The 20,649-nt window shown below is 42.5% G+C and carries 19 protein-coding genes; 16 read left to right on the plus strand and 3 right to left on the minus strand.

Going from position 1 to position 20,649, the window contains the following annotated elements; all coding sequences use genetic code 11:
* The first annotated feature begins 156 nt into the window (after positions 1-156).
* The 13 genes from AC13DA_RS09540 to AC13DA_RS09600 all read left to right on the plus strand — a co-directional run bounded on the left by AC13DA_RS09540 (position 157) and on the right by AC13DA_RS09600 (position 12,664).
* Complete coding sequence (locus tag AC13DA_RS09540) at positions 157-543, plus strand: tautomerase family protein (RefSeq protein WP_284451613.1); 387 nt, start codon at positions 157-159, stop codon at positions 541-543.
* A gap of 66 nt (positions 544-609) precedes the next feature.
* Positions 610-1,077, plus strand: coding sequence for a transcription elongation factor GreB (gene greB, locus AC13DA_RS09545; protein ID WP_273180832.1), 468 nt, complete (start codon positions 610-612; stop codon positions 1,075-1,077).
* Positions 1,078-1,192: 115 nt separating this feature from the next.
* Positions 1,193-1,570: a MerC domain-containing protein gene (locus AC13DA_RS09550; RefSeq protein WP_284451614.1), complete on the plus strand. Its 378-nt coding sequence runs from the start codon at positions 1,193-1,195 to the stop codon at positions 1,568-1,570.
* On the plus strand, positions 1,563-1,967 hold the full coding sequence (locus AC13DA_RS09555) for a TraR/DksA C4-type zinc finger protein (RefSeq protein WP_284451615.1): 405 nt from the start codon (positions 1,563-1,565) through the stop codon (positions 1,965-1,967). The genes AC13DA_RS09550 and AC13DA_RS09555 overlap by 8 nt, the downstream gene beginning before the upstream one ends.
* A complete protein-coding gene (zigA, locus tag AC13DA_RS09560) occupies positions 1,951-3,159 on the plus strand; it encodes a zinc metallochaperone GTPase ZigA (protein ID WP_284451616.1) in 1,209 nt (402 codons plus the stop codon). Before AC13DA_RS09555 ends, zigA begins: the two co-directional genes overlap by 17 nt.
* Positions 3,156-3,812 (plus strand): DUF1826 domain-containing protein, encoded by a 657-nt coding sequence (locus AC13DA_RS09565; protein ID WP_284451617.1) that lies wholly within the window; start codon positions 3,156-3,158, stop codon positions 3,810-3,812. Before zigA ends, AC13DA_RS09565 begins: the two co-directional genes overlap by 4 nt.
* Positions 3,813-3,937: 125 nt before the next feature.
* A complete protein-coding gene (locus AC13DA_RS09570) occupies positions 3,938-4,390 on the plus strand; it encodes a Fur family transcriptional regulator (protein WP_273180823.1) in 453 nt (150 codons plus the stop codon).
* A gap of 103 nt (positions 4,391-4,493) precedes the next feature.
* Complete coding sequence (locus AC13DA_RS09575) at positions 4,494-5,195, plus strand: ABC transporter ATP-binding protein (RefSeq protein WP_284451618.1); 702 nt, start codon at positions 4,494-4,496, stop codon at positions 5,193-5,195.
* 16 nt (positions 5,196-5,211) lie between these two features.
* Positions 5,212-7,206: a TonB-dependent receptor gene (locus tag AC13DA_RS09580; protein ID WP_284451619.1), complete on the plus strand. Its 1,995-nt coding sequence runs from the start codon at positions 5,212-5,214 to the stop codon at positions 7,204-7,206.
* A 13-nt stretch (positions 7,207-7,219) separates the two neighbouring features.
* The gene (locus AC13DA_RS09585; protein WP_482945909.1) at positions 7,220-8,638 is read left to right on the plus strand and encodes an ABC transporter permease; all 1,419 of its coding nucleotides are present in this window, start codon (positions 7,220-7,222) and stop codon (positions 8,636-8,638) included.
* Entirely contained in the window at positions 8,635-9,999 is a 1,365-nt protein-coding gene (locus AC13DA_RS09590) for a DUF3526 domain-containing protein (RefSeq protein WP_284451621.1), read from the plus strand. Before AC13DA_RS09585 ends, AC13DA_RS09590 begins: the two co-directional genes overlap by 4 nt.
* On the plus strand, positions 9,989-10,996 hold the full coding sequence (locus AC13DA_RS09595; RefSeq protein WP_284451622.1) for a CobW family GTP-binding protein: 1,008 nt from the start codon (positions 9,989-9,991) through the stop codon (positions 10,994-10,996). The genes AC13DA_RS09590 and AC13DA_RS09595 overlap by 11 nt, the downstream gene beginning before the upstream one ends.
* Positions 10,997-11,002: 6 nt before the next feature.
* Positions 11,003-12,664, plus strand: coding sequence for a formylmethanofuran dehydrogenase subunit A (locus AC13DA_RS09600; protein ID WP_284451623.1), 1,662 nt, complete (start codon positions 11,003-11,005; stop codon positions 12,662-12,664).
* Positions 12,665-12,677: 13 nt separating this feature from the next.
* Here AC13DA_RS09600 and AC13DA_RS09605 read toward each other — a convergent pair whose 3' ends face one another.
* The 3 genes from AC13DA_RS09605 to AC13DA_RS09615 form a co-directional block, all read right to left on the minus strand.
* The gene (locus tag AC13DA_RS09605) at positions 12,678-13,802 is read right to left on the minus strand and encodes a PQQ-dependent sugar dehydrogenase (RefSeq protein WP_431522809.1); all 1,125 of its coding nucleotides are present in this window, start codon (positions 13,800-13,802) and stop codon (positions 12,678-12,680) included.
* Positions 13,803-13,821: 19 nt separating this feature from the next.
* Positions 13,822-15,438 (minus strand): protein adenylyltransferase SelO, encoded by a 1,617-nt coding sequence (locus AC13DA_RS09610; RefSeq protein WP_284451625.1) that lies wholly within the window; start codon positions 15,436-15,438, stop codon positions 13,822-13,824.
* 69 nt (positions 15,439-15,507) lie between these two features.
* On the minus strand, positions 15,508-16,521 hold the full coding sequence (locus AC13DA_RS09615) for a metal-dependent hydrolase (RefSeq protein ID WP_284451626.1): 1,014 nt from the start codon (positions 16,519-16,521) through the stop codon (positions 15,508-15,510).
* Positions 16,522-16,666: 145 nt separating this feature from the next.
* Between AC13DA_RS09615 and AC13DA_RS09620 the strand changes: the two genes are divergently transcribed.
* The 3 genes from AC13DA_RS09620 to AC13DA_RS09630 all read left to right on the plus strand — a co-directional run bounded on the left by AC13DA_RS09620 (position 16,667) and on the right by AC13DA_RS09630 (position 20,590).
* Positions 16,667-18,259 carry a tetratricopeptide repeat protein gene (locus AC13DA_RS09620; protein WP_284451627.1) on the plus strand — a complete coding sequence of 531 codons (1,593 nt, stop codon included), beginning with the start codon at positions 16,667-16,669 and terminating at the stop codon, positions 18,257-18,259.
* A gap of 34 nt (positions 18,260-18,293) precedes the next feature.
* On the plus strand, positions 18,294-19,991 hold the full coding sequence (locus AC13DA_RS09625) for a PglL family O-oligosaccharyltransferase (protein ID WP_284451628.1): 1,698 nt from the start codon (positions 18,294-18,296) through the stop codon (positions 19,989-19,991).
* A 161-nt stretch (positions 19,992-20,152) separates the two neighbouring features.
* Positions 20,153-20,590, plus strand: coding sequence for a pilin (locus tag AC13DA_RS09630; RefSeq protein ID WP_284451629.1), 438 nt, complete (start codon positions 20,153-20,155; stop codon positions 20,588-20,590).
* Positions 20,591-20,649 lie beyond the last annotated feature (59 nt).

The following is a 20,649-nucleotide window of genomic DNA, read 5'->3' on the forward strand; positions in this document are numbered from 1 at the left end:
TGCTAGCTTAGTGGCTCAAGTAGATAGCAAATCCGCTTAAATTACACAAAAGACGTTGGTTATAATGCCTTCAGAAAGGCTTATTAATCAGCAACAATTAGCAGGGTTGTTGAATATAAATAAGCTAAACATAGAGGCTTATTGAGGTTTTATTCAATGATTATTATTTACGGTATTAAAGAAAAGCTTAATCCAATCAAAGCTCAGTTATCAGATGTTATTCATACATGTATGCAGACTGTGTTGGGATTTCCTGAAGATAAACGGGCTCATCGATTTATTCCGATGGATAAAGATGATTTCTATTATCCCGGCGGGCGAAGCGATGCTTATACGGTAATAGAAATTCATATGATGTCAGGGCGACAAGTTGATACACAAAAACAATTGATTAAGACTTTATTTCAAGAAATTGAAACACAGCTTTTTATCTCTCCCAGTGATATTGAGATCACTATTCACGAACAGGCACCTTATCAGTGGGGATTTCGAGGTATGACAGGAGATGAAGCCAGAGATCTCAATTATAAGGTGAATGTCTGAGCATCAAAGCTCACGTATTTATTGAATATTGATATGATCCAGCCTTTTTCATTTGGAATGTAAACAATGGCATCTTCACCGTATATCACTGCCGAAGGCTACGCAGAGCTGAACCAAGAACTCACTGCGCGTTGGGCACGACGCCGTGATGTGGTGAAAGCGCTTTCAGCGGCGGCAGCTGAGGGTGACCGTTCTGAGAATGCTGAATATATTTACCGTAAAAAAGAATTACGTGAGATCGACCGTCGAATTCGTTATTTGCAAAAAAGATTACCTGATTTGAAAGTGGTGGATCAGGCGCCCGATAATAAAGATCATATTTTTTTCGCTGCCTGGGTGACCGTTGAGACAGAAGAGGGTGATGAAAAGGAATATCGCATTGTCGGCCCGGATGAGATTGATGCCTCAAAAGGCTATATCAGTATCGATTCGCCATTAGCGCGAAAGTTACTGGGTAAGACGATAGATGATGAGGTAGTCATTGAGGTTGCTGGTCAGAAAAAAGTCTACTTTGTCTTGGCAATACGCTATTAGTTCAGTGATGTTTTTTCTAAACGTCTAATTCCATTTTTAGTTTAAACCATCATTTTTCTTGCATCCGTTATTTTTTAACAATATGATACGATATATCATAAATTAAGAGGTGCTTATGAAAGACAATATTGCAATTGCTTGTTCAGGCTTGTGCTTAGTGCATTGTGTTATTACATCGATGTTGATGGGGTTAGCGGCATTAGGTGCTGTCAGCGCCTGGCTGGACTCACCCTGGATACATCAGGTGATGTTAGTACCGGTTATCTTATTTGCTCTGTTGAGCTTACCTTTTGCCTATATCAGGCATGGTAATCATGTCCCCATGATTCTAGTGGTTCTGGGAATCAGTGCCATGGTGTCGACCTTTTTTCTGCCCGAGCATTATGAGTTCTGGATTACGATTCCTTCGGCGCTGGCGATTATGAGTGGGCATTTCTGGAATCGTAAGTTAGTCACTAAAAAATCCTTAGTGATGGAGCCAAGTAATGGATGAAAAAGCCTTGTTGGCTATGGACCAAGCTAACTATATGAATGCTGAGCAGTTAGCTTTTTTTGATTCCAGGTTGCTTGAGTTGAGGCAAGAGACACTGGATGAAATTGAAGCATCAAAGGTGGACATTAACTATGAAAGAGTCAGTGATGTATCGGATCGAGCGACTCTGGAAGAAGAGGCTCAGCTTGCATTAAGACTGGCCGATCGTAAGCGTCAGCTGATTCCTAAAATTGACAAAGCCAGGCAGCGGATACGCCAAGGAGATTACGGCTATTGCATAGAAAGTGGAGAACCGATTGGCTTAGCACGGTTATTGATTAGGCCAACGGCAGAATACAGTACCGATATCAAGAATATAAATGAAAAAAGAGAACGACGTTATGAAGACAAACGATAAGCGCCTGCCAGTGACTGTTTTGTCAGGTTTTCTTGGCGCAGGCAAAACCACCGTACTAAACCATATCCTGAATAATCGTGAGGGTAGGAAAGTCGCGGTTATTGTGAATGATATGAGTGAAATTAATATTGATGCTCAGCAATTAAATAACGAAGTGGATTTTAATCGGGCAGAAGAAAAGCTGGTTGAAATGAGCAATGGCTGTATTTGCTGCACTTTACGTGAGGATTTGCTGATTGAAGTAAAACGTTTGGCAGATGAAGGTCGGTTTGATTATTTGGTGATTGAATCAACCGGTATATCCGAACCCTTACCCGTCGCCGAGACGTTTACCTTTGCCGATGAAGAAGGGGAGAGTTTATCGACGATTGCCCGGTTAGATACGATGGTAACGGTGGTCGATGCCGTCAACTTTTTAAAAGATTTTCGTGAAGCGCAGTTATTACAAGATACTGGCGAACATCTCGGTGAAGACGATATGCGTAGTGTGGCGGATCTGTTAATAGAACAAGTCGAATTCTGCGACGTAATTCTAATCAGCAAAACTGACTTATGTAGCACCGCAGAGTTGAATGAGCTGACATCCATACTGAGAAGCTTAAATACCCTCGCCGAAATTATTCCCCTGAAACATGGCCAGGTACCACTGGAAAAAGTTCTGGCCACACATAAGTTTGATTTTGATAAAGCGTCACAAGCACCAGGCTGGTTACAAGAGGCCCGTGGTGAGCATATTCCTGAAACGCAAGAATATGGCATTAGTAGTTTTTCATATACAGCACGCAAGCCTTTTCATCCGCGGAAGTTTTATGAGTTTCTGCATCAGGAGTGGCCGTGTGGAAAATTAATCCGGTCTAAGGGATATTTCTGGTTAGCCAGTCGCCCGCAGTTTGCCGGGCAATGGAATCAGGCCGGTGGTATTGCCCATCATGGTTTCGCGGGTATGTTCTGGAAGGCTGTCCCTACTGAACGCTGGCCACAAGATGATGCATCAATTGAAGTCATTATGGAGAACTGGCAAGAACCCTTTGGTGATATGCGTCAGGAGTTGGTTTTTATCGGACAGAATCTCAATGAAACTCAGGTCAAAAAGCAATTAGATGCTTGCTTATTGACGGATGAAGAACTATTAGCGGGTAAGTCAATGTGGCAGACATTACCTGACCCCTTTCCAGCGTGGCAAATGCAATGACAGCATTAAAAAGACAAGAGGTTGAGTTTCCAGGTAACATTAACTATGTATCTGAAGTGTATGATTTATCAAGTATATATAGTGAAAATATTAACTTGACTTTATGGCGCAGAAATAGAAGTTCAGCATTGCTTGATGATATTGCTGGCTTAGTGAATACCCATTCAAGTTTTGCGCTCAGGGCGGTGTTGAAACCCAGTGAAGTGAAAGAATGGTTGAGGGCCTCATTAAAACAACAGGCATTTACTGCACTGGAAAATGATATGACGTTTCTGGCGGAAGTGTTTGCAGATTTATTTGATTTAACGCATGTCGGCTTAAGACTGGAGTTATTAGATAAAACAATGTGCCCACGCTTTCATGTCGATAAATTATTATGTCGCCTGGTCACAACCTATACAGGTGATACAACACAGTGGTTACTGGAAGATAATGTCAATAGAGACAAGCTTGGTGCAGGAGCGAATGGTCAGCCTGATGAAAGCTCAGGCATTTATTGGCATGAGGATTCCATACAAAAAGCCATGCCAGGTGATGTTTTATTGATGAAGGGGCAGGGCTGGACTGAGTCCAGAGTGGATGGTTTAGTTCATCGATCGCCACTAGCCAGTCCAGATAACCGACGTTTGTTTCTCGGTATTGATTTCGCATAGGAATAATTCATAGTCTGTTTCGGAGTTAATTCCTGATAGGATGGTTAATTGTTAAAATTCCGTTATGATTGACCTGTCATCGTTAATGTTCGCGCCTGATGACCGCTACACCTTTAAGTGATGTTATGGATAAAGAGAAAGCAATAAATCAAGCTGAAAAAAGTTGTATTGAGCATGGAGGCAAACTGACACCTAAACGTAAAGTGGTGTTGGAGCTTCTTCTTGAAAATGCTCATCCTCAGTCTGCCTATGAACTCGCTGATCTCTATCAGCAAAAATTGGGTGAAAAAATTCCAGCAATGTCAGTGTATCGAATGCTCGAATTTCTTATTGAACAGGGCCTGGTCCATAAATTGGCCTCAACCAATAAGTTTCTTGCTTGTTCTCATATTACTTGCACACATAAACACGAAACACCACAGTTTCTGATTTGTGATAATTGCCAGTCAGTCAGTGAAGTTGGGGTCGATACTAAGCTTATTGAAGCATTAGAAAAAAGCATTCAACAAAATCATTTTCAATTAAATAGTCCCCAGTTGGAATTACATGGGCTATGTGAGCACTGTCAGCAACAATAAAAACCCAGAAACGCTGGGTTTTATTTATAATTAAATTTGATATGATATATCAACATCTTGAGAATAATTATCAAATAATAATAGGTCATGGACACGAAACTACATGTTAGAAGTCAGTAATTTGAACAAATATTATGGGAAGAACCATGCTGTAAATGAGTTAAATTTTACAGTAGATTCTGGTGAAATTTTATGTCTGTTGGGTGCTAATGGTGCTGGAAAAACAACTACACTCAATATGTTATTAGGATTTGTTAAACCAGATTCTGGTCGTGCTGTTCTGGATGGTATCGATATGTATCATCAGCGGACTGAGTGCCGTGAGCAGATGATGTATATCCCCGAAAATGTTCATCTCTATCCGAGTTTTACTGCCGTAGAAAATATCAGCTATCTCGCTGAGCTTGCCGGTGTAAAAGTCATTCAGTCAGATATCAAGGATGTGCTGCTTAGAACAGGGATTACAGAAGCACAATTAGAGCGAAAAATCGGTAGTTTTTCTAAAGGCATGAGACAAAAAGTGGCGATTGCCTTTGCACTGCTAAAACATGCCAAATTGGTTTTGATGGATGAACCCACATCCGGGTTGGATCCTGTTGCCACTCAAGAATTTATCGAAGTAGTCAATACCATCAAACAACGCGGTACTGCGGTTTTGATTGTCACCCATGACCTGCTATGTGCTCATCAATTAGCAGACCAGATCGGCATTATGAGTCAGGGGAAATTAAAACAGCTAATAAAAAATGATGATCTGACGTTACCTGATCTAACAGAACAATACTTTGAGCAATTCTCAGCTTAATTTAAGGATTATTTTAGTGAAAAAAACACTTCCCTCAACACTGGTTGTGACAAGTTTATTCCCAGTACTTCTGATGGCTGATAGCGATTTACCTGCTGAAATTGCTCCGATGGTTGTTACAAGTGATGCGCCTGATTATGTGAAAGATAATCTGGCGGGTTCTGTGAATGAAATAAGCAAAGAAGAGATTCAGATACAACAAGTGACTAATGTCATGGAGTTATTTACGCGGGTACCTGGTGTGTATTTGGCTCGCTATAACCAAGGCATTGTTGACTCTGAAATGGGTATCAGAGGTTTTTCTGCTGAGGGAACGACTCCTCATGCGGCAACACTGATAGACGGGATTCCATCTAACACACACTCTGGTTTCAGTGAAATGAATCAATTATTTCCAGCTGATATCAGTAATATTGATGTTTATAAGGGAAATAGTGATCCAAGATATGGATTATTTAATATTGCTGGCAACTACAATATCGAAACACGTAGTGATATTGGCCGAGAGGTCACTGTAACTGCAGGTAGCTATAACGAAAAACAAGTACAAGCCTATGCGGGTAAGCAGACTGGCAATTTAAGACATAATTATTTCTTTGGTTACCGCGACGCTGACGGGTATCGAGATAACGAGAAAACTGAAAAATACAGTGCTTCAGGCCGTTGGTTCTATGATTTTAATGATGATACCTCACTCGGTTTTATCGCACGTTTTTCAGGTATAGATGCCGATGCAGCCGGTTTTCTGGATCGTGACGTGGCAAAAAAACACCCAACACGATCAGCTGATTATGCTGCTCAGGATGGTGGTGAAAAGCATACCAACTCATTTAGTTTGCATTTTGACCACGCTTTCTCAGACAGCCTCGACTGGTCACTAAAATCGTATTTCAATCATTATGAACGTCAGCGTTGGGTTAGATTTAAGCAAGATACCGCTTTACAGAACAGAAATGATGAAGAAGATCATTATGGATTTATCTCTACACTGAGCTGGGAAATTAATCCAGAATGGAAAGTTCAATGGGGAGCTGATGTTCAAAAGCAAGAAGTGTTAGAGCAACGCTTCGGTACTGTCGGATTCCAGCGTGAACGTGATCGTAATTCAGTGAACCGTGATCGTCATTATGACTTTGTCAGCTACGGTAGTTATATACAGATCTCCAACTCTCCGGTTGACTGGCTATCCTGGAATGCTGCCATGCGTGCAGATCGACTGCGTGGAGAGTACTGGGATAAGGATCTGAACTCAATCAGTAAAAACGAACGCAATATCTATGATTTTGGCACCATTGTTCAGCCTAAATTGAATGTGTTTATTTATCCGACAGATGATGTCACCGTGTTTTTTAACTATGGCCAAAGCTTCCAGCATCCGGTTGGAAAAAATGCCTACACAGCTGGCGACACTTCAGCACGTGATGTGTCGATGAATGATGGCTGGGAGCTGGGTAGTAAATGGGCGGCTTTATCAACTTTAGAGTTGAGTCTTTCTTATTGGGAGCAGCGAGCCAGTGATGAATACATACAACTAGTTGATGGCTCATTTAGCAATGTGGGTAAAACCCTGCGTCAGGGCGTGGATCTGAGCTTTAGCTGGCAGGCTAATACGCAAACAACGGTTTGGGGTAATGTTTCAAAAATAGAATCAGAAATTCAAACACCTGGCGCAACGGATGGTAATCAGTTAATTGGCGTGCCAGATTATACGGCTTCAGTTGGTGTAAATTACCAGCTCACACCAAAGCTGATGTGGCAAACCACGCTGGATTCGCAAAGTGGTAGTTATGTGAACACCACTAATGAAGGCGGAAAGTTTGGTAAATACAACCTCGTTAATACCAGTCTGAACTATGACGCTGGCTGGGGTGATATTAATTTCCGAGTCAATAATTTATTCAATGAATATTATGAATATGTGTATGACTGGGGCACTGATGGTACTGATACGATTCATTCCCCCGGAAATGGTGTGAATGCATCATTGTCTGTTTCATATCGCTTTAAGTAAGTAGGTCAGTAAAATGATTTTTTCTATTGCTCGTCATGAGCTTAGCGAGTTATGGCGACATAAAACGTTAAAAATTTTACTGCCATTGCTGATCTCTCTCACCTTGCTGGTTGCTGTCAGTCACTGGCAGCAACAGCAGGATTTTATAGCGGTTCAGCAACAATGGCAGCAAACCAACGATGAAAAGTGGGAGGCTCAGCCTGATCGTCATCCACACCGAGCTGCACATTATGGGGCGATGGTGTTTCGCGTAATTTCTCCACTGAGTTTTATGGATGCGGGTGTGAATCCATTTGTGGGTAACGTGTTGTTTCTGGAAGCACACCGACAAAACAGCAGCCAGTTCAAACAATATCTGAGTAGTCACAGTTATATGCAGTTGGGCTATTTATCCGGGGCGACCTTGATATTAGTGGTGTGGCCATTGGTACTGATCGCTCTGGCCTATAAGAGCATTAGTGGTGAGCGTCAGCAGGGCACGCTGCGTCAAATTATCTCGCTGGGTGTCAGTTTCAGGCAGATGATTGTCGGTAAAGCGCTGGCATTTTTATTTATCTCATTACTTTTCCTGGCATTGGTGTTTTCGGTCGCTGCTATCTTTTTAGTGATGGCTGCGGTAGAGGCCGATGTCTATGTTCGTTTTGCTATGTTATTTGTGTTGTATTTTCTGTATTGCGTGATATGGGTCAGCCTTATCCTTTTCGTTTCAACGCTGTCTCGCGCTAATAATCAAAGTCTCTCAACATCCTTACTATTGTGGTTAGTGATGGTGGTGGTTTTACCAAAGCTGGCCTATGCCGTTGCCGAGTGGCGTTATCCACTTCCAGATAATGCAGTGTTTGATATTCAGACAGCCCAGGCCGTTGCCAAAGTCGGGGATTCTCATGATCCGGATGATCCGTATTTCAATGATTTTCGTGAGCAAACATTAAAAAAATACGGTGTTGAACGTGTTGAGGATTTACCGGTGAATTGGAAGGGCCTGTTGATGCAGGAGGGAGAGCGTATTACCAGCGAAGTCTTTGAAGAACAGTATGGACAGCTTTTAAATCAGATAGCTAAGCAAAATGCCTGGGTGTCACGCTGGTCACTGTTCTCGCCTTTTTTAGTGACAAGTCGTTTATCTAACCTGCTGAGTGCGACCAGTTACCAGCAGATCAGACAATACGAACAAGCCGCTGAAGCCTATCGTTATCAGTTGATTCAGTCATTGAATGATTTACATATTAACGAAGTGGATATGGCACATGATAATAGTGACCATCGGATCTCCAAATCTCATTGGGCTGAGCTTGCAGAGTTTGACTATCAGCCAGCTAAATTAGATGAGGAGTGGACATTTATGTCATCGTCAGCTGCCATGATAGGACTTTGGTTGCTGAGTTTATTGGCAGCGATTATGGTTATTAGGCCGAAGGTGACCTTAGTATGAGTCTGTTTTCTTTTGAATTGAAATTGTTTTGGGCGAATCGACTGAATAAATGGTTGTTATTGACTTATCTCGTTGCTGGTGTGATTGCCATTGCGTTAAGTCAGGCAAAAATTGAACGTGAACTCGACCATTACCAATTTTCTCAAGCCCATTATCAGGATGATATTCAGCATTATCGTGATCAGTATGATAAAAACCAGCTTCTTCCAGGCTATATGGGCTATTACTTATTTCATCCTGTGTCACAAACGCCGCAAGCCTGGTCTGCCATATTTCGTGGTGAACGTGATGAAACTGCGACGCATCTTCGGGTGAGGTTATTAGGCTTACAAAATCAGGTCAATGCAACTGCACCAGGCAATGTGGATGCTCAACGGTTTGGGCAATTTGATTTGTCCTTCCTCTGGTTATATTTGATGCCATTAATAATAGCCGCAATGAGTATCAATGTCTTAGCAGATGAAAAAAATACCGGTCGCTGGCCCATGTTAGTCGCCCAGGTTCCCAGAGGTGCCAGGTTGATCTTCAGAAAAATGACAATACCGGCGTTGATGGTACTGATCGTCAATATAGTTTTGTTAGTTGTTGCCACGCTAATCACTTCAATCAGTCTTGATAGCAATTGGTTTGGCGTATTAGCTCAGATCATCTTCTATCAGCTGTGCTGGTGGTTTATTTGTGGCTGGATTGTATTTCTGAATAAAGAAGCCAGTTTTAACTATCTGTCATTTATTACTATCTGGCTGGTGTTTACCTTTGTGGTACCCGGTTTAGCTTATCTTTATCAGATTCAACAACAGGATGCCGGTAAAGATGCGGCTATTGTATTTGAACAGCGTCAGTATATGAATGATAGCTGGGATAAAGATAAAAAAGCGGATTTTGCTGCGTATCTTGCTCTGTTTCCCCAATGGACTCCTACGGCACCATTGGGTGATGAATTTGATTGGCGTTGGTATTACGGGCAGCAACAAATGAGTGATGTGATTGTGGCTGATTTAGTTAGTCAGCGCCATCAGACACAGTTAGCGAGCTATCAACAAGGGCAAGCCTTTTCCTGGTTTTCGCCAGTGATGAGTATGCAATATGGTTTTAATCGTTTAGCCAATGCGGACACGCTGGCCAAGCTCGATTTTAATCAGCAGATTGAACGGTACCATCAACAAATACGTCATTTTTTCTGGTCAATTTATTTTCCTGACAAAGCTTTCGAAGAAGCAGACTTTGATGAAATTCCTGCGTTTAATTACAGCAGTAATATCGGATCAGGTTTATGGCAAAGCCTGCTGAAACTACTTGTGATAACTGCTGTATTTGCTGCCTTGATGTGGCAACAGCTACACCGGTTTCATGAGCACTAAACCGCTGAGAAGAGTCCCGACCAACATCATTACCGGCTTTTTGGGCGTGGGTAAAACCACGTCCATTAATCATTTATTGGCAAAAAAGCCAGTCTCTGAACGCTGGGCTGTATTAGTGAATGAATTTGGACAGATAGGACTGGATAAAACGCTGCTCGAAGCGGAGTCAGCTTCGCCTGGTTTACTCATTAAGGAAGTCCCCGGCGGGTGTATGTGTTGTAGTGCTGGCTTGCCTATCACAGTGGCATTAAACCAGATTTTACGTGAAGTAAAACCCGATAGATTATTGATTGAACCGAGTGGGCTAGGGCATCCGAAAGAAATTCTCGAGATACTCTCTGGTCAGCAATATCAGAATTGGATTGAGTTAGGCGCGACGATTACCTTAGTTGATGCCCGTCATTTCAATGATGAACGTTACACAACTCATAACATCTTTTTGCAGCAACTAGCGGTGGCTGACCTGATTGTCGTCAATAAATACGATAAGCAAAATCCGGCTGACTTGCTTCAGATGCAGACTGTTTTAGCTCAGTCTGAAGCTCAGGCCACTCCAATACAGATGACAGAGTGGGGGCAATTATCTCCTTCATGGCTGGATATACCATCCTTATTTAAACGCGCCATCTGGCAACAAGTGACTCAGACAAAACAACAGCAGGACGTTATCAATCAATATTCAGAAGCTGGCATTGTGGTTTATGAGCACCAAAAAGAGAGCTGGGCTAGCCTTGGGTTTCGTTTCGATAGTCGACATCAATTTGATGAGGCGGCGTTATTGCATTTTTGTGGGCAGCTGAACGTAGCGCGTATTAAAGCTGTTGTAAGTACTCAATTAGGCACACTTTTTATCAACCAGGTGAACACGGAGCTTAATTTTAACCAAGGCGATGCCGTGTTAACCGAGAGTCTGATCGAATTTATCAGCATCACTGTGTTATCAACTGAAGCTATAAAAGCCGGATTATCAGACTGTCTTATTCTCAAGCATCAATGAGGTTTTATGTATTCGTGTATAAAAAATGCCCGTGCCTATGATCCTGTTCAAAACTGGCATGGGGAGATACGTGATATCTGGTTCAGAGATGACAGAATCTGTAACGCACCCGCTATAGAGCAACAGCAGAAAGCCACTATTTATGATGTGAATGGTGACATCGTGATGGCGGGAGGGATTGATATTCATAGCCATATCGCTGGTGGCAATGTGAATACGGCACGATTACTCCTGCCTGAACAGCACCGGAATCACTTAATGAGACAAGCAGCAACACCTTTTGCCAATGCACGCTGGTCGTCGTTTGAAACTGGTTATAAATACACTGAGATGGGCTATAGCATGGTGGTAGAGCCTGCCATGTTGCCAGTAAATGCGCCACAAGTGCATGCCGAATTTGCTGATATTCCTATTATTGACACTGCAGCCCTGGCCATCCTCGGTAGTGATGATTTATTGGTCAATTTAATCAGGCAGGGTGCCAGTCAATCACAAATCAATGATTATGTGGCTTGGACGCTACATAAAACAAAGGCTTTGGGATTGAAGGTGATCAACGCCGGTGGTTCACAGGCATTTAAAGATGGTGCCGAGACATTCAATCTGGATGATGTGTTGACTGATTACAGTATTTCGTCTCGTCAGTTATTACAAACCCTACAAACAGCTGCGGTTCAGACTGGCTTACCGCATCCTGTTCATGTTCATTGTAATAACTTAGGTACACCAGGCAACATTCAGACGATTGTGGATACGATGGAAGCTGCACAGGGATTGCCTATGCATTTGGCGCATGTGCAGTTTTATGGTTATGGCAACGAAGGTAAATTTGGCTTTTCTTCAGCGGCGGCGCAATTGATGGCAGCGTTTAATCGCTATCCCAATATTACGATGGACGTCGGGCAAGTGTTGTTCGGTCAAACAGTGACGTTATCAGGTGACGTTATGGCTCAGTTTGCTCGCCGTGGTGATGCCAGCCCGAATAAATGGCACGTCTGGCATGCTGAGAATGAGGGTAGTGGCGGTATTGTGCCTTATCAGTACAAACAAACCAGTTTTGTGAATGGTTTGCAGTGGGCGATAGGTCTGGAGATTTTCTTATTATCTGAAGATCCATGGCGACTCTTCTTTACCACTGATCACCCTAATGGCGCGCCATTCACCCGTTATCCAGATTTATTACACTTATTGATGAGTTATGAATACCGCATGGCTTGCCTGGAAAATCTGCATCCTGAAATTACCGAGATGACCTTGTTAAAAGATCTGAAAAAAGAATTCAGTTTGTATGAGATAGCCATCATGACGCGAGCTGCACCTGCGCGTTTATTGGGTCAAAAAGACAGAGGTATGTTACAAGCTGGGGCGAGAGCTGACATCGCAATTTATCGTGAACAAGAGAATAAATCGCTAATGTTCCGTCATGCAGAAAAAGTGTTTAAGAACGGTGAGCTTGTGCTTGATGATGGGCGGATAACACAACGCACCAATGGCCGTACAGTTACGGCTTCTGTTGGTTTTAATCAGCAAATTGAACAGACCGTGCAAGATTACTTTGATCGGTTTTACACCATGAAACTGGCGCATTATGGTGTGGGCGATGACTTCTTCGCTGAACAGAAGAGAGTTTGCCTGCCAACAGATGTGGCAGGCGCATATTCAAATTAAGATTCGGCAGCTGTTAATTTGATAATGAGGGTGAAATACGATAGATGTCACCAGCATCAGTGCTAATAATCAAAGCACCATCTGGTGCTTCAATGACATTTCGTATTCTACTGGACAGTGTGTTTAATAAACGTTGTTCATCAGTGGCTTCATTCTTATCATTGAGGCTGACAATATTCAGGTGTTGTAAGCTGAGTGCGCCGATAATGAGTTTTCCATGCCAACCTGGAAATAAGATGCCCTGATATTGGATGAGACTGCTGGGTGCGATGGAGGGGATATAGGTTTTAATGGGCTGTTCCATTCCTTCCTCGTGAGTACCATGTCCCACAGAAAGCGGTGCCCAGTATTCTTTTCCATAAGAAATTTCAGGCCAACCATAGTTTTTGCCAGCTTCAATTAAATTGATTTCATCGCCACCACGGGGGCCATGTTCAATTTCCCATAACTGCTGGGTTTGCTGGTTATAAAACAGACCCTGAGGATTTCGGTGGCCATAACTCCAGATTTCCGGCAGGGCTTCATTTTTGCCAACGAAGGGGTTATCAGCTGGTGCCGTCCCATCCATATTGAGGCGTAAAATCGTGCCGGCATGAGTCATTAAGTTCTGCGCATTGGGACGTTCACCGCGTTCGCCGACTGACAGGAAAATATGGCCCTTGCCGTCAAACGTAATGCGTCCACCGTAGTGTACATCGTTACCGGTACGCGATTGTGTCACCAGTAATTCCTGCCAATGGGTGAGTGCGTTGTTTTCAATTTTAGCCCTAGCCAGAGTGGTGGCACCTTCGTCATCCACATCTTTGGCATAACTCAGATAAATCCAGCCTGTTTTTTCATAGTCTGGTGAGCGTTTGACATCGAATAAACCGCCTTGGCCCTGCACCAGAATATCGACGGGTAAGCCGGTAATTTCATGTAATCGTTTTGTATCCTGATGAAATTGATACAAGTGTCCATCGCGCTGGCTGATCAGCAAAACATTATCATTCAGATAATCCATGCCCCATGCGACAGGAATATCAGACAGTATTTTTTCAACATTAAGATCTTTATCCCGACTGATATCGGCAGCAACAAATGAACTGCTAATGATAAAAGCGAAAGCGGAGAGCGTCTTGACCAGGTTCACTGTCATTTCCTTAATAAATTACAGACTATGAACTACATGAGAGCATAGAGCAGCCGGGTTTGTTCCTGGCCCAGTCAGGGCGTTTTGCTGCATAGCTTTCATATTGTGGTTGTTCATCATAGGGGTGACGCATCACCTCCAGCAGTTCATTGATTAGGCTAGGGTCGCCTTGTTCCGCTTTATCAATGGCAAGCTGCGACAAATAGTTACGCAGAACATATTTGGGGTTTACAGCGTTCATCTTTGTTTTACGTTTTTCGTCACTGATGCCTTCTTCCTCAACACGGTTGAGATAATCTCTGACCCAGTTGGCGATGTCTTTTTTATCTGCCTGACTGAGTGCATCAGGTGAATAAAAAGCCACCATTAAGGGTGAGAGAAGCTCATCATCGGTTTTCTTTTTATCAGTGACTTTTACATCAGCGAGGTGCCGATAGAACAAGGTCATATCGGTTTCGGTGAGTTGCATAACGCGATTTAGATCCTGATGTAGCTCTTCATCTCCAGGCTTAAATTCAGATAGTCCCAATTTATCTGCACGCATCTGTTGCCATTTATCTGTATAGACAGTGACATAGTCATTCAGAATATTTCTCAACGCTTCAGCATCATCAATCAGTGGATAGATGGCGTTAGCCATTTGCAATAGATTCCATTGGGCAATTTGTGGTTGTGCACCAAAACGATAACGCTTACCGGTTGCGTCAGTGGTGTTGGGCGTCCAGTTGGGATCGTAGTCATCAATCCAGCCATAAGGGCCGTAATCGATAGTCAGGCCGAGCACGGATGTGTTATCTGTATTAAACACACCATGCACAAAACCCACTCGCATCCAGTCAACCACCATATCGGCTGTGCGTTCACAGATTTCTCGGAACCAATCTAAGTAGCTCTGTTTACTTGGCGTACCTAAGTGAGGATAAAACGTATCAATGGTGTAATCGACCAAGGTTTTTAAGGTTTCGCTGTCGCCACGGGCACTAAATATTTCATAACTGCCCAGACGCAGAAAGGAGGGCGCAACTCGGCAGACGACTGCACCAGGTTCGCTCTGTGGCCGGCCATCATAAAACATATCCCGAATCACATCGTCGCCTGTGGTGATAAGGCTCAATGCTCGGGTGGTTGGCACGCCAAGATGGTACATGGCTTCACTACATAAAAACTCACGTACGGATGAACGCAACACGGCCAGACCATCAGCTGTACGAGAGTAGGGCGTATCTCCTGAACCTTTTAATTGCAAGCTCCAGCGTTGTCCTGACTTGCCAATCAACTCACCTAAGTTGATGGCACGACCATCGCCTAGCTGACCAGCCCAATTACCAAACTGGTGACCGCCATAACATTGGGCATGGGGTTGCATGCCTTCAAGTTGTTGGTTGCCGACAAAAACCTGCTTGAATAAGTCGCTGTGACAATCCTCATCACTAAGTCCAAGTTCTTCGGCCATTTCTGCTGAGTAGGCTATCAACGTCGGTGATGTTGCTTTTCTTGGTGTGACATAGGAAAAGCAAGCACCGAGCACTTGCCTGCGGAAATTACCTGTTTCTGGATCAGCAGGTAAACGCTGAATAAATTGATTATCAAACTGCCAGTCAAGCAGGCTATTTGTGATGTTGCTTTCATTTGTCTGTGTCATGACACCATTACACCAAAGTTAGGCGAAACAAAAAACCTGTTAAACGTGTTGTTAATCAACACAAAAATACTAATTTAGCTGAGGGTTAAATTCGACAGCTGGATTCCATATCCGTTGCCAGACCCAGCGAACACCTTCCTTACGGTGATTGCTGGTTGCGAATCGGTTCGGAATGCTGGGTATGTATTGGTGCTGACCTTTTTCTGCGATGTTAAAGCGGAAAAAATAACTGGGCTCCATCCCCATGCGTAAATCTGAAGCCACGATATGATCACCTTGCAGTTCGAGTTTGAATAAGCCGTTGGTGAACCAGTCTATGCGTTTATAAGCCGGGTAATGTTCTACTTTATCAATGAGCTCAGCACCACGATCATATGTTTTGAAAATGATGGGCTGACGACCCTCGAATACAGAATGAAAGCCCTCAAAGTAGTGTTCATCATTGACGGCAATCACTCGCCACAAAAGCGTATTAAAAGCGGTTGCAGAGACTTGCATATGATCGATCTCAATACCTTGCTCAGCAAAAGTGCTCTCAGCTTGATGTTCAACCCACTCTTGAGCAAGCATTCCCCACGTTAGATACACACAGCTAAAAGCAAAGGTATAACGCATGAGTTTCGTACTGATGATTTTATCTGGTGCGATTAATACCGCTAAAAAACCAATTAAAAGCGGGATGGAGTAGGTCGGATCAATAATGAACACACTGCCACCAGAAACCGGACTCGGCATTAACGGCCAGAATAATTGCGTACCATAGACGGTGAGTGCATCCAGCCCTGAATGGGTAATTAAGGCCAACCAGGTCATCAAAAACCAGCTGAAGTAGCTGAAGGTTTTATCAAAACGATGCAATAAGATCGCGAGTAGAGGAGCGACAGCCGTCTGGACAAACCAGGAATGACTCCAACTTCGATGCAATGTCATTGAAGCCAGATCAGTCTCATGGGGAATAAAGATATCTAAATCGGGTAACACGGCAATTGCTGCTCCCCATAACACCGCTTTTCGTGGGGATTTTTTACCAGCAACCATATATCCTACGGCACCGCCGAGTAATGCTTGTGTTACTGTATCCATCTGATTTTTATAACCTTAAAATATGTAAGTTGATTAATGTGAGATTTTACGTTTTGCCAACGGTTGCGGGAAAATATTCCCTAGGCTACATTCGGCTATCTTAAATGATATCGATAATCTCTGAATTCAAGACGCTGAGCTCAATATGAAAAAGAACGCGCCCCTAAGACCACTATCTCAAGCAGAAATTCAACCCATCATCAATGCGTTAAATTCAGGTCAGTTAGCGATGGCGGAAGCCATGTCGAAAAAACTGCTTAAACAGTTTCCTAATGCGTTTGTTTTACACAACCTCTATGGCAATGCCTTAGCGGGACAAAATAAAACAAAAGAAGCGGTTGAGGCTTTCCGTAAGGCGATAAAAATCGATCCCAGTATTGCCGAAATGCATTTTAATCTAGCGGCGCTTCTCACCAATATGAACCGTCATGAAGAAGCTATTCAGAGTTATAAAAAAGCCGTCAGTCTTAAACCGAATCTCGTCGATGCTTATTATAATATGGGCATCGCTCATCAAGCCTTAAAACAATATCCGCAGGCAAGCCAAAATTATCAAAAAGCCATTGAGCTTGAACCGGGCTTTTATGAAGCCATGGTGAATCTGGGCGTTGTGTTGCAAGAGCAGGGCATGCTGATTGAAGCCATCAATACATACAACCAAGCTTTACAGATTCATAATGATGCACAGATTTATTTCAACCTCGGCACAGCCTACAAAAATCAGGGTAAATTAGGTGATGCCATCGCTGCATATAACAAGGCATTAGAGCTTAATCCGAATTATGCCGATGTGCATCGCAGTGTTGGGGAAGTCTTGCGTGATCAAGGCCGATATGACGAATCCGTTGCTGCCTACAAACGGGCCTTAGAACTCAATCCTGATCTACCGATGGCTAACTACAGTCTGGCTGTGTATCTCTACGATAGTGGCGATCTGGAAGGTGCATTGGAACATTTTCAACGTTCGCAATATGCTGACTGGCAGGAACGCTCTTTGTATTGTCTTTATAAAACAGAGCAGTTTGAGGAGTTTAAGAGCGGCCTTGATGCATTAAAACGAAGTAAAGATAACTCGCCATTTTTAGCGACGTTAGCCGGGCATTATGCTGAAAACTTCGGCACCGAGAATGACTACAATTTCTGTAAAAATCCACTGGATTTTGTGTTTCATACCGAAATCCCCGAGCTTAAAAACAATAGCGAGTTTTTAAACCAGCTTTTACAAGATATTGATACCTGTGATGTGGATGAAAAGTCTCAGGGACGACTCTACAACGGCGTGCAATCTTCCGGTAATTTATTTAAACGTCCCGAAGCATCATTTAGACAACTGGCTGAATATGTTGCTCAAGCAGTAGAACGATATCGTCAGACCTTTGCCGGAGAAAACTGTCAGTTCGTTAAGGCTTTCCCGAAAACCACCGAGTTCGCTAGTTCCTGGTATGTGAGAATGAAAAGTGGCGGTCATCTGACATCTCATATTCATGAAGAAGGCTGGGTCAGTGGATCATTGTATTTGTCATTACCAAAAAATAAACAGCACGAACACGAGGGTAGCATCGAGCTAAGCACCCATGGTGACGACTATCCGAAAAAGCATGACAACTTTCCAACAAAGACTATTGCTCCGGAAGTCGGTGACCTGGTGATGTTTCCTTCATCCTGTTTCCATCGCACCATCCCATTCAGCTCAGATGAAGAACGTATCTGTATTGCGTTTGATTTGAAACCGGTGTGATAGCAAATTAAAAAAGCCAAAAGGATATTGCTTAATGCAAAATCAATCATTATCACCCAGCAGAATTCTTGAAATTTTGCTGTTTTTACTTTTTGTCGTTTCGCCGTTTTACATTACGTCGAGTATCGGTGGTACAGGTTTTGATTTACCTTTTAATATTTCGGTTTGGTTTGCTGCAACGTTGGTTATTGCTTATATGCTCTGGCATATCGCTAGTAGTGACACGATTACCCTACCCAAAAATTACCTTTATCTGTTGATGTTGCCAGCGGGAATTTTATTATCCGCCGTCATTGCCGGCGTGGTTGAACCCGTCACCTGGTTATTCAGAATTTTATATATCCTTGCCGGTGTTATTTTCCTATTTGGTTTGTTTCAGTTTAAAAGCCTGTCGGTTGAGCGGGTATTGTTCTTTATTGTGCTATCAGGCTTGCTTGTGTCCATCTATGGCATTGTCCAGATACATCAATGGCAGAATTATATTGGCGGTTTTTTACTAAGTTCAAAAAATCTATTACCCACCACGATTTTTCAGCAAGTGAACGTAACGGCAACTTATCTCGCTACATCAATATTAATTGCCACTTACCTGCTGTTTACTTCCTCAATTAATACTAAAAAAGCATTTCAGTCGCTTCTTTATATCACGATCCTAATAGGTACTTATGTCTTGGTATCATCAGGGTCAAGAACAGGGTTGTTGTCACTGGGACTTGGTCTTATTTTTCTGCTGCTTGGTTTATTAAAATCTGTAACAAAGCAAAAAGCGAAGTTCAGCACGTTGATAATAATTTTGTTAGTGACTTCGTGGGTAGGGCAAGCAGGTTTAAATAGAACAGCGGATAAAGCCTATACTCTAGTCAAGGCAGAAAACTCAGAAGCAAGAGTCGTTATTTATGGAGCTGCTCTTGATTCAATTCGAACATCACCAATTTATGGGCATGGTATTGGTAGTTATAAAAAAGAGTGGCTAGCACATTCACTCGATTGGTATGAGGATTATCCATCTGTTGATATGCCTTATACATTAGGACATCCACATAATGAATTATTAATGTGGGCGATTGAGGGGGGGGGCTTAGCCGTTATTGGTATTTTAATGGCGTTGATATCAACGATATGGTGCGTAGCTCGGTTTTATGGGCTGGCAAGCTTAGCCTATTTTTCATTATTATTACCAATCTCGATGCACACTATGGTTGAACTGCCTTTTTATATTTCGTCATTGCATTGGTTTGTATGGTTATTTCTTATTTTTGTGGCACTAAAATCCATAGGTATTGATAAGAGTAATCAGCTTAGTCAGATGGCAAGACTATCTATCAAAGGTTTAACACTAATATTTGGTTGCGCTGCTTTGTTATTTTTATTACAGACAACAGTTGCTCAAAAAGATATTTCTGACTTTGCTTATGGACGCTCTACTGATAAACCTCTTCAGCAGGCATTGATAAATCCTTATTTTCAGGCTAATGCCAGAGCGATGGCAAACAGAAGCGTGCTCTACCATGCGATTGAAAATGGTGATGACCAAAAAATCATTCAACTGCTTGCTCAGTTTCAGCATGAATTAAATACAAATCCTGACTTAAAACTATTTGAAGATGTCATTAATGGTTATGAGGCTATAAACGATAAAGAGCAAAGCTGTTTTGTTGCTGAACGTGCATTAAAGATTTATCCATGGAATGGTGGATTAAAGAAATATTCAGCAAGTTGCTCAAGAAAGTGACAAAAAGTGTCACTTTTTGTCACTTTATGGTATATGCAATTACAGAGGGACCCAGCCTAATTCGATAAGTTCATGAAAAACATATGGAATCACAATTGGCACAATAACTGTATTGGACATATTTAAGCGTAGTGCTTAATTTAAGAAATACGGAGATAAACATGAAAAAAGTCCAACAAGGTTTTACATTAATCGAACTGATGATTGTTGTAGCTATCATTGGTATTCTAGCGGCGATTGCTTTACCTGCATATCAAACATACACAGACAAAGCTAGATATTCTGAGGTTGTCATGGCTGCAAGTGGATTGAAATCTGCTATTGAAGTTTGTGCACAAGTTCAAGGTGGATTTACAAACTGTGCTGCAGGTTCAAATGGTGTTCCAGCTAATATGAGCGCTGGTGATGACCCTTCACAGATGGTTGATAATGTAACGTGGACTGTCACTAGTAATACAGCAGGTACAATTGCTGTAACTCCTAATGCTGTTGGTGGCATTACAGCAAGTGATATTTATAATATGAATGGTGCATACAGCACGACAACTGGTGTTGTTCAATGGACAGGTAACTGTTCAAATAATCCTGCATTATGTTAGGAAATTCAGTTTTTAAAAAAGCCCCGCATCGCGGGGCTTTTTTTTACCTATAGAAAATG

It is taken from the genome of Methylophaga sp. F-2, from assembly GCF_056859315.1.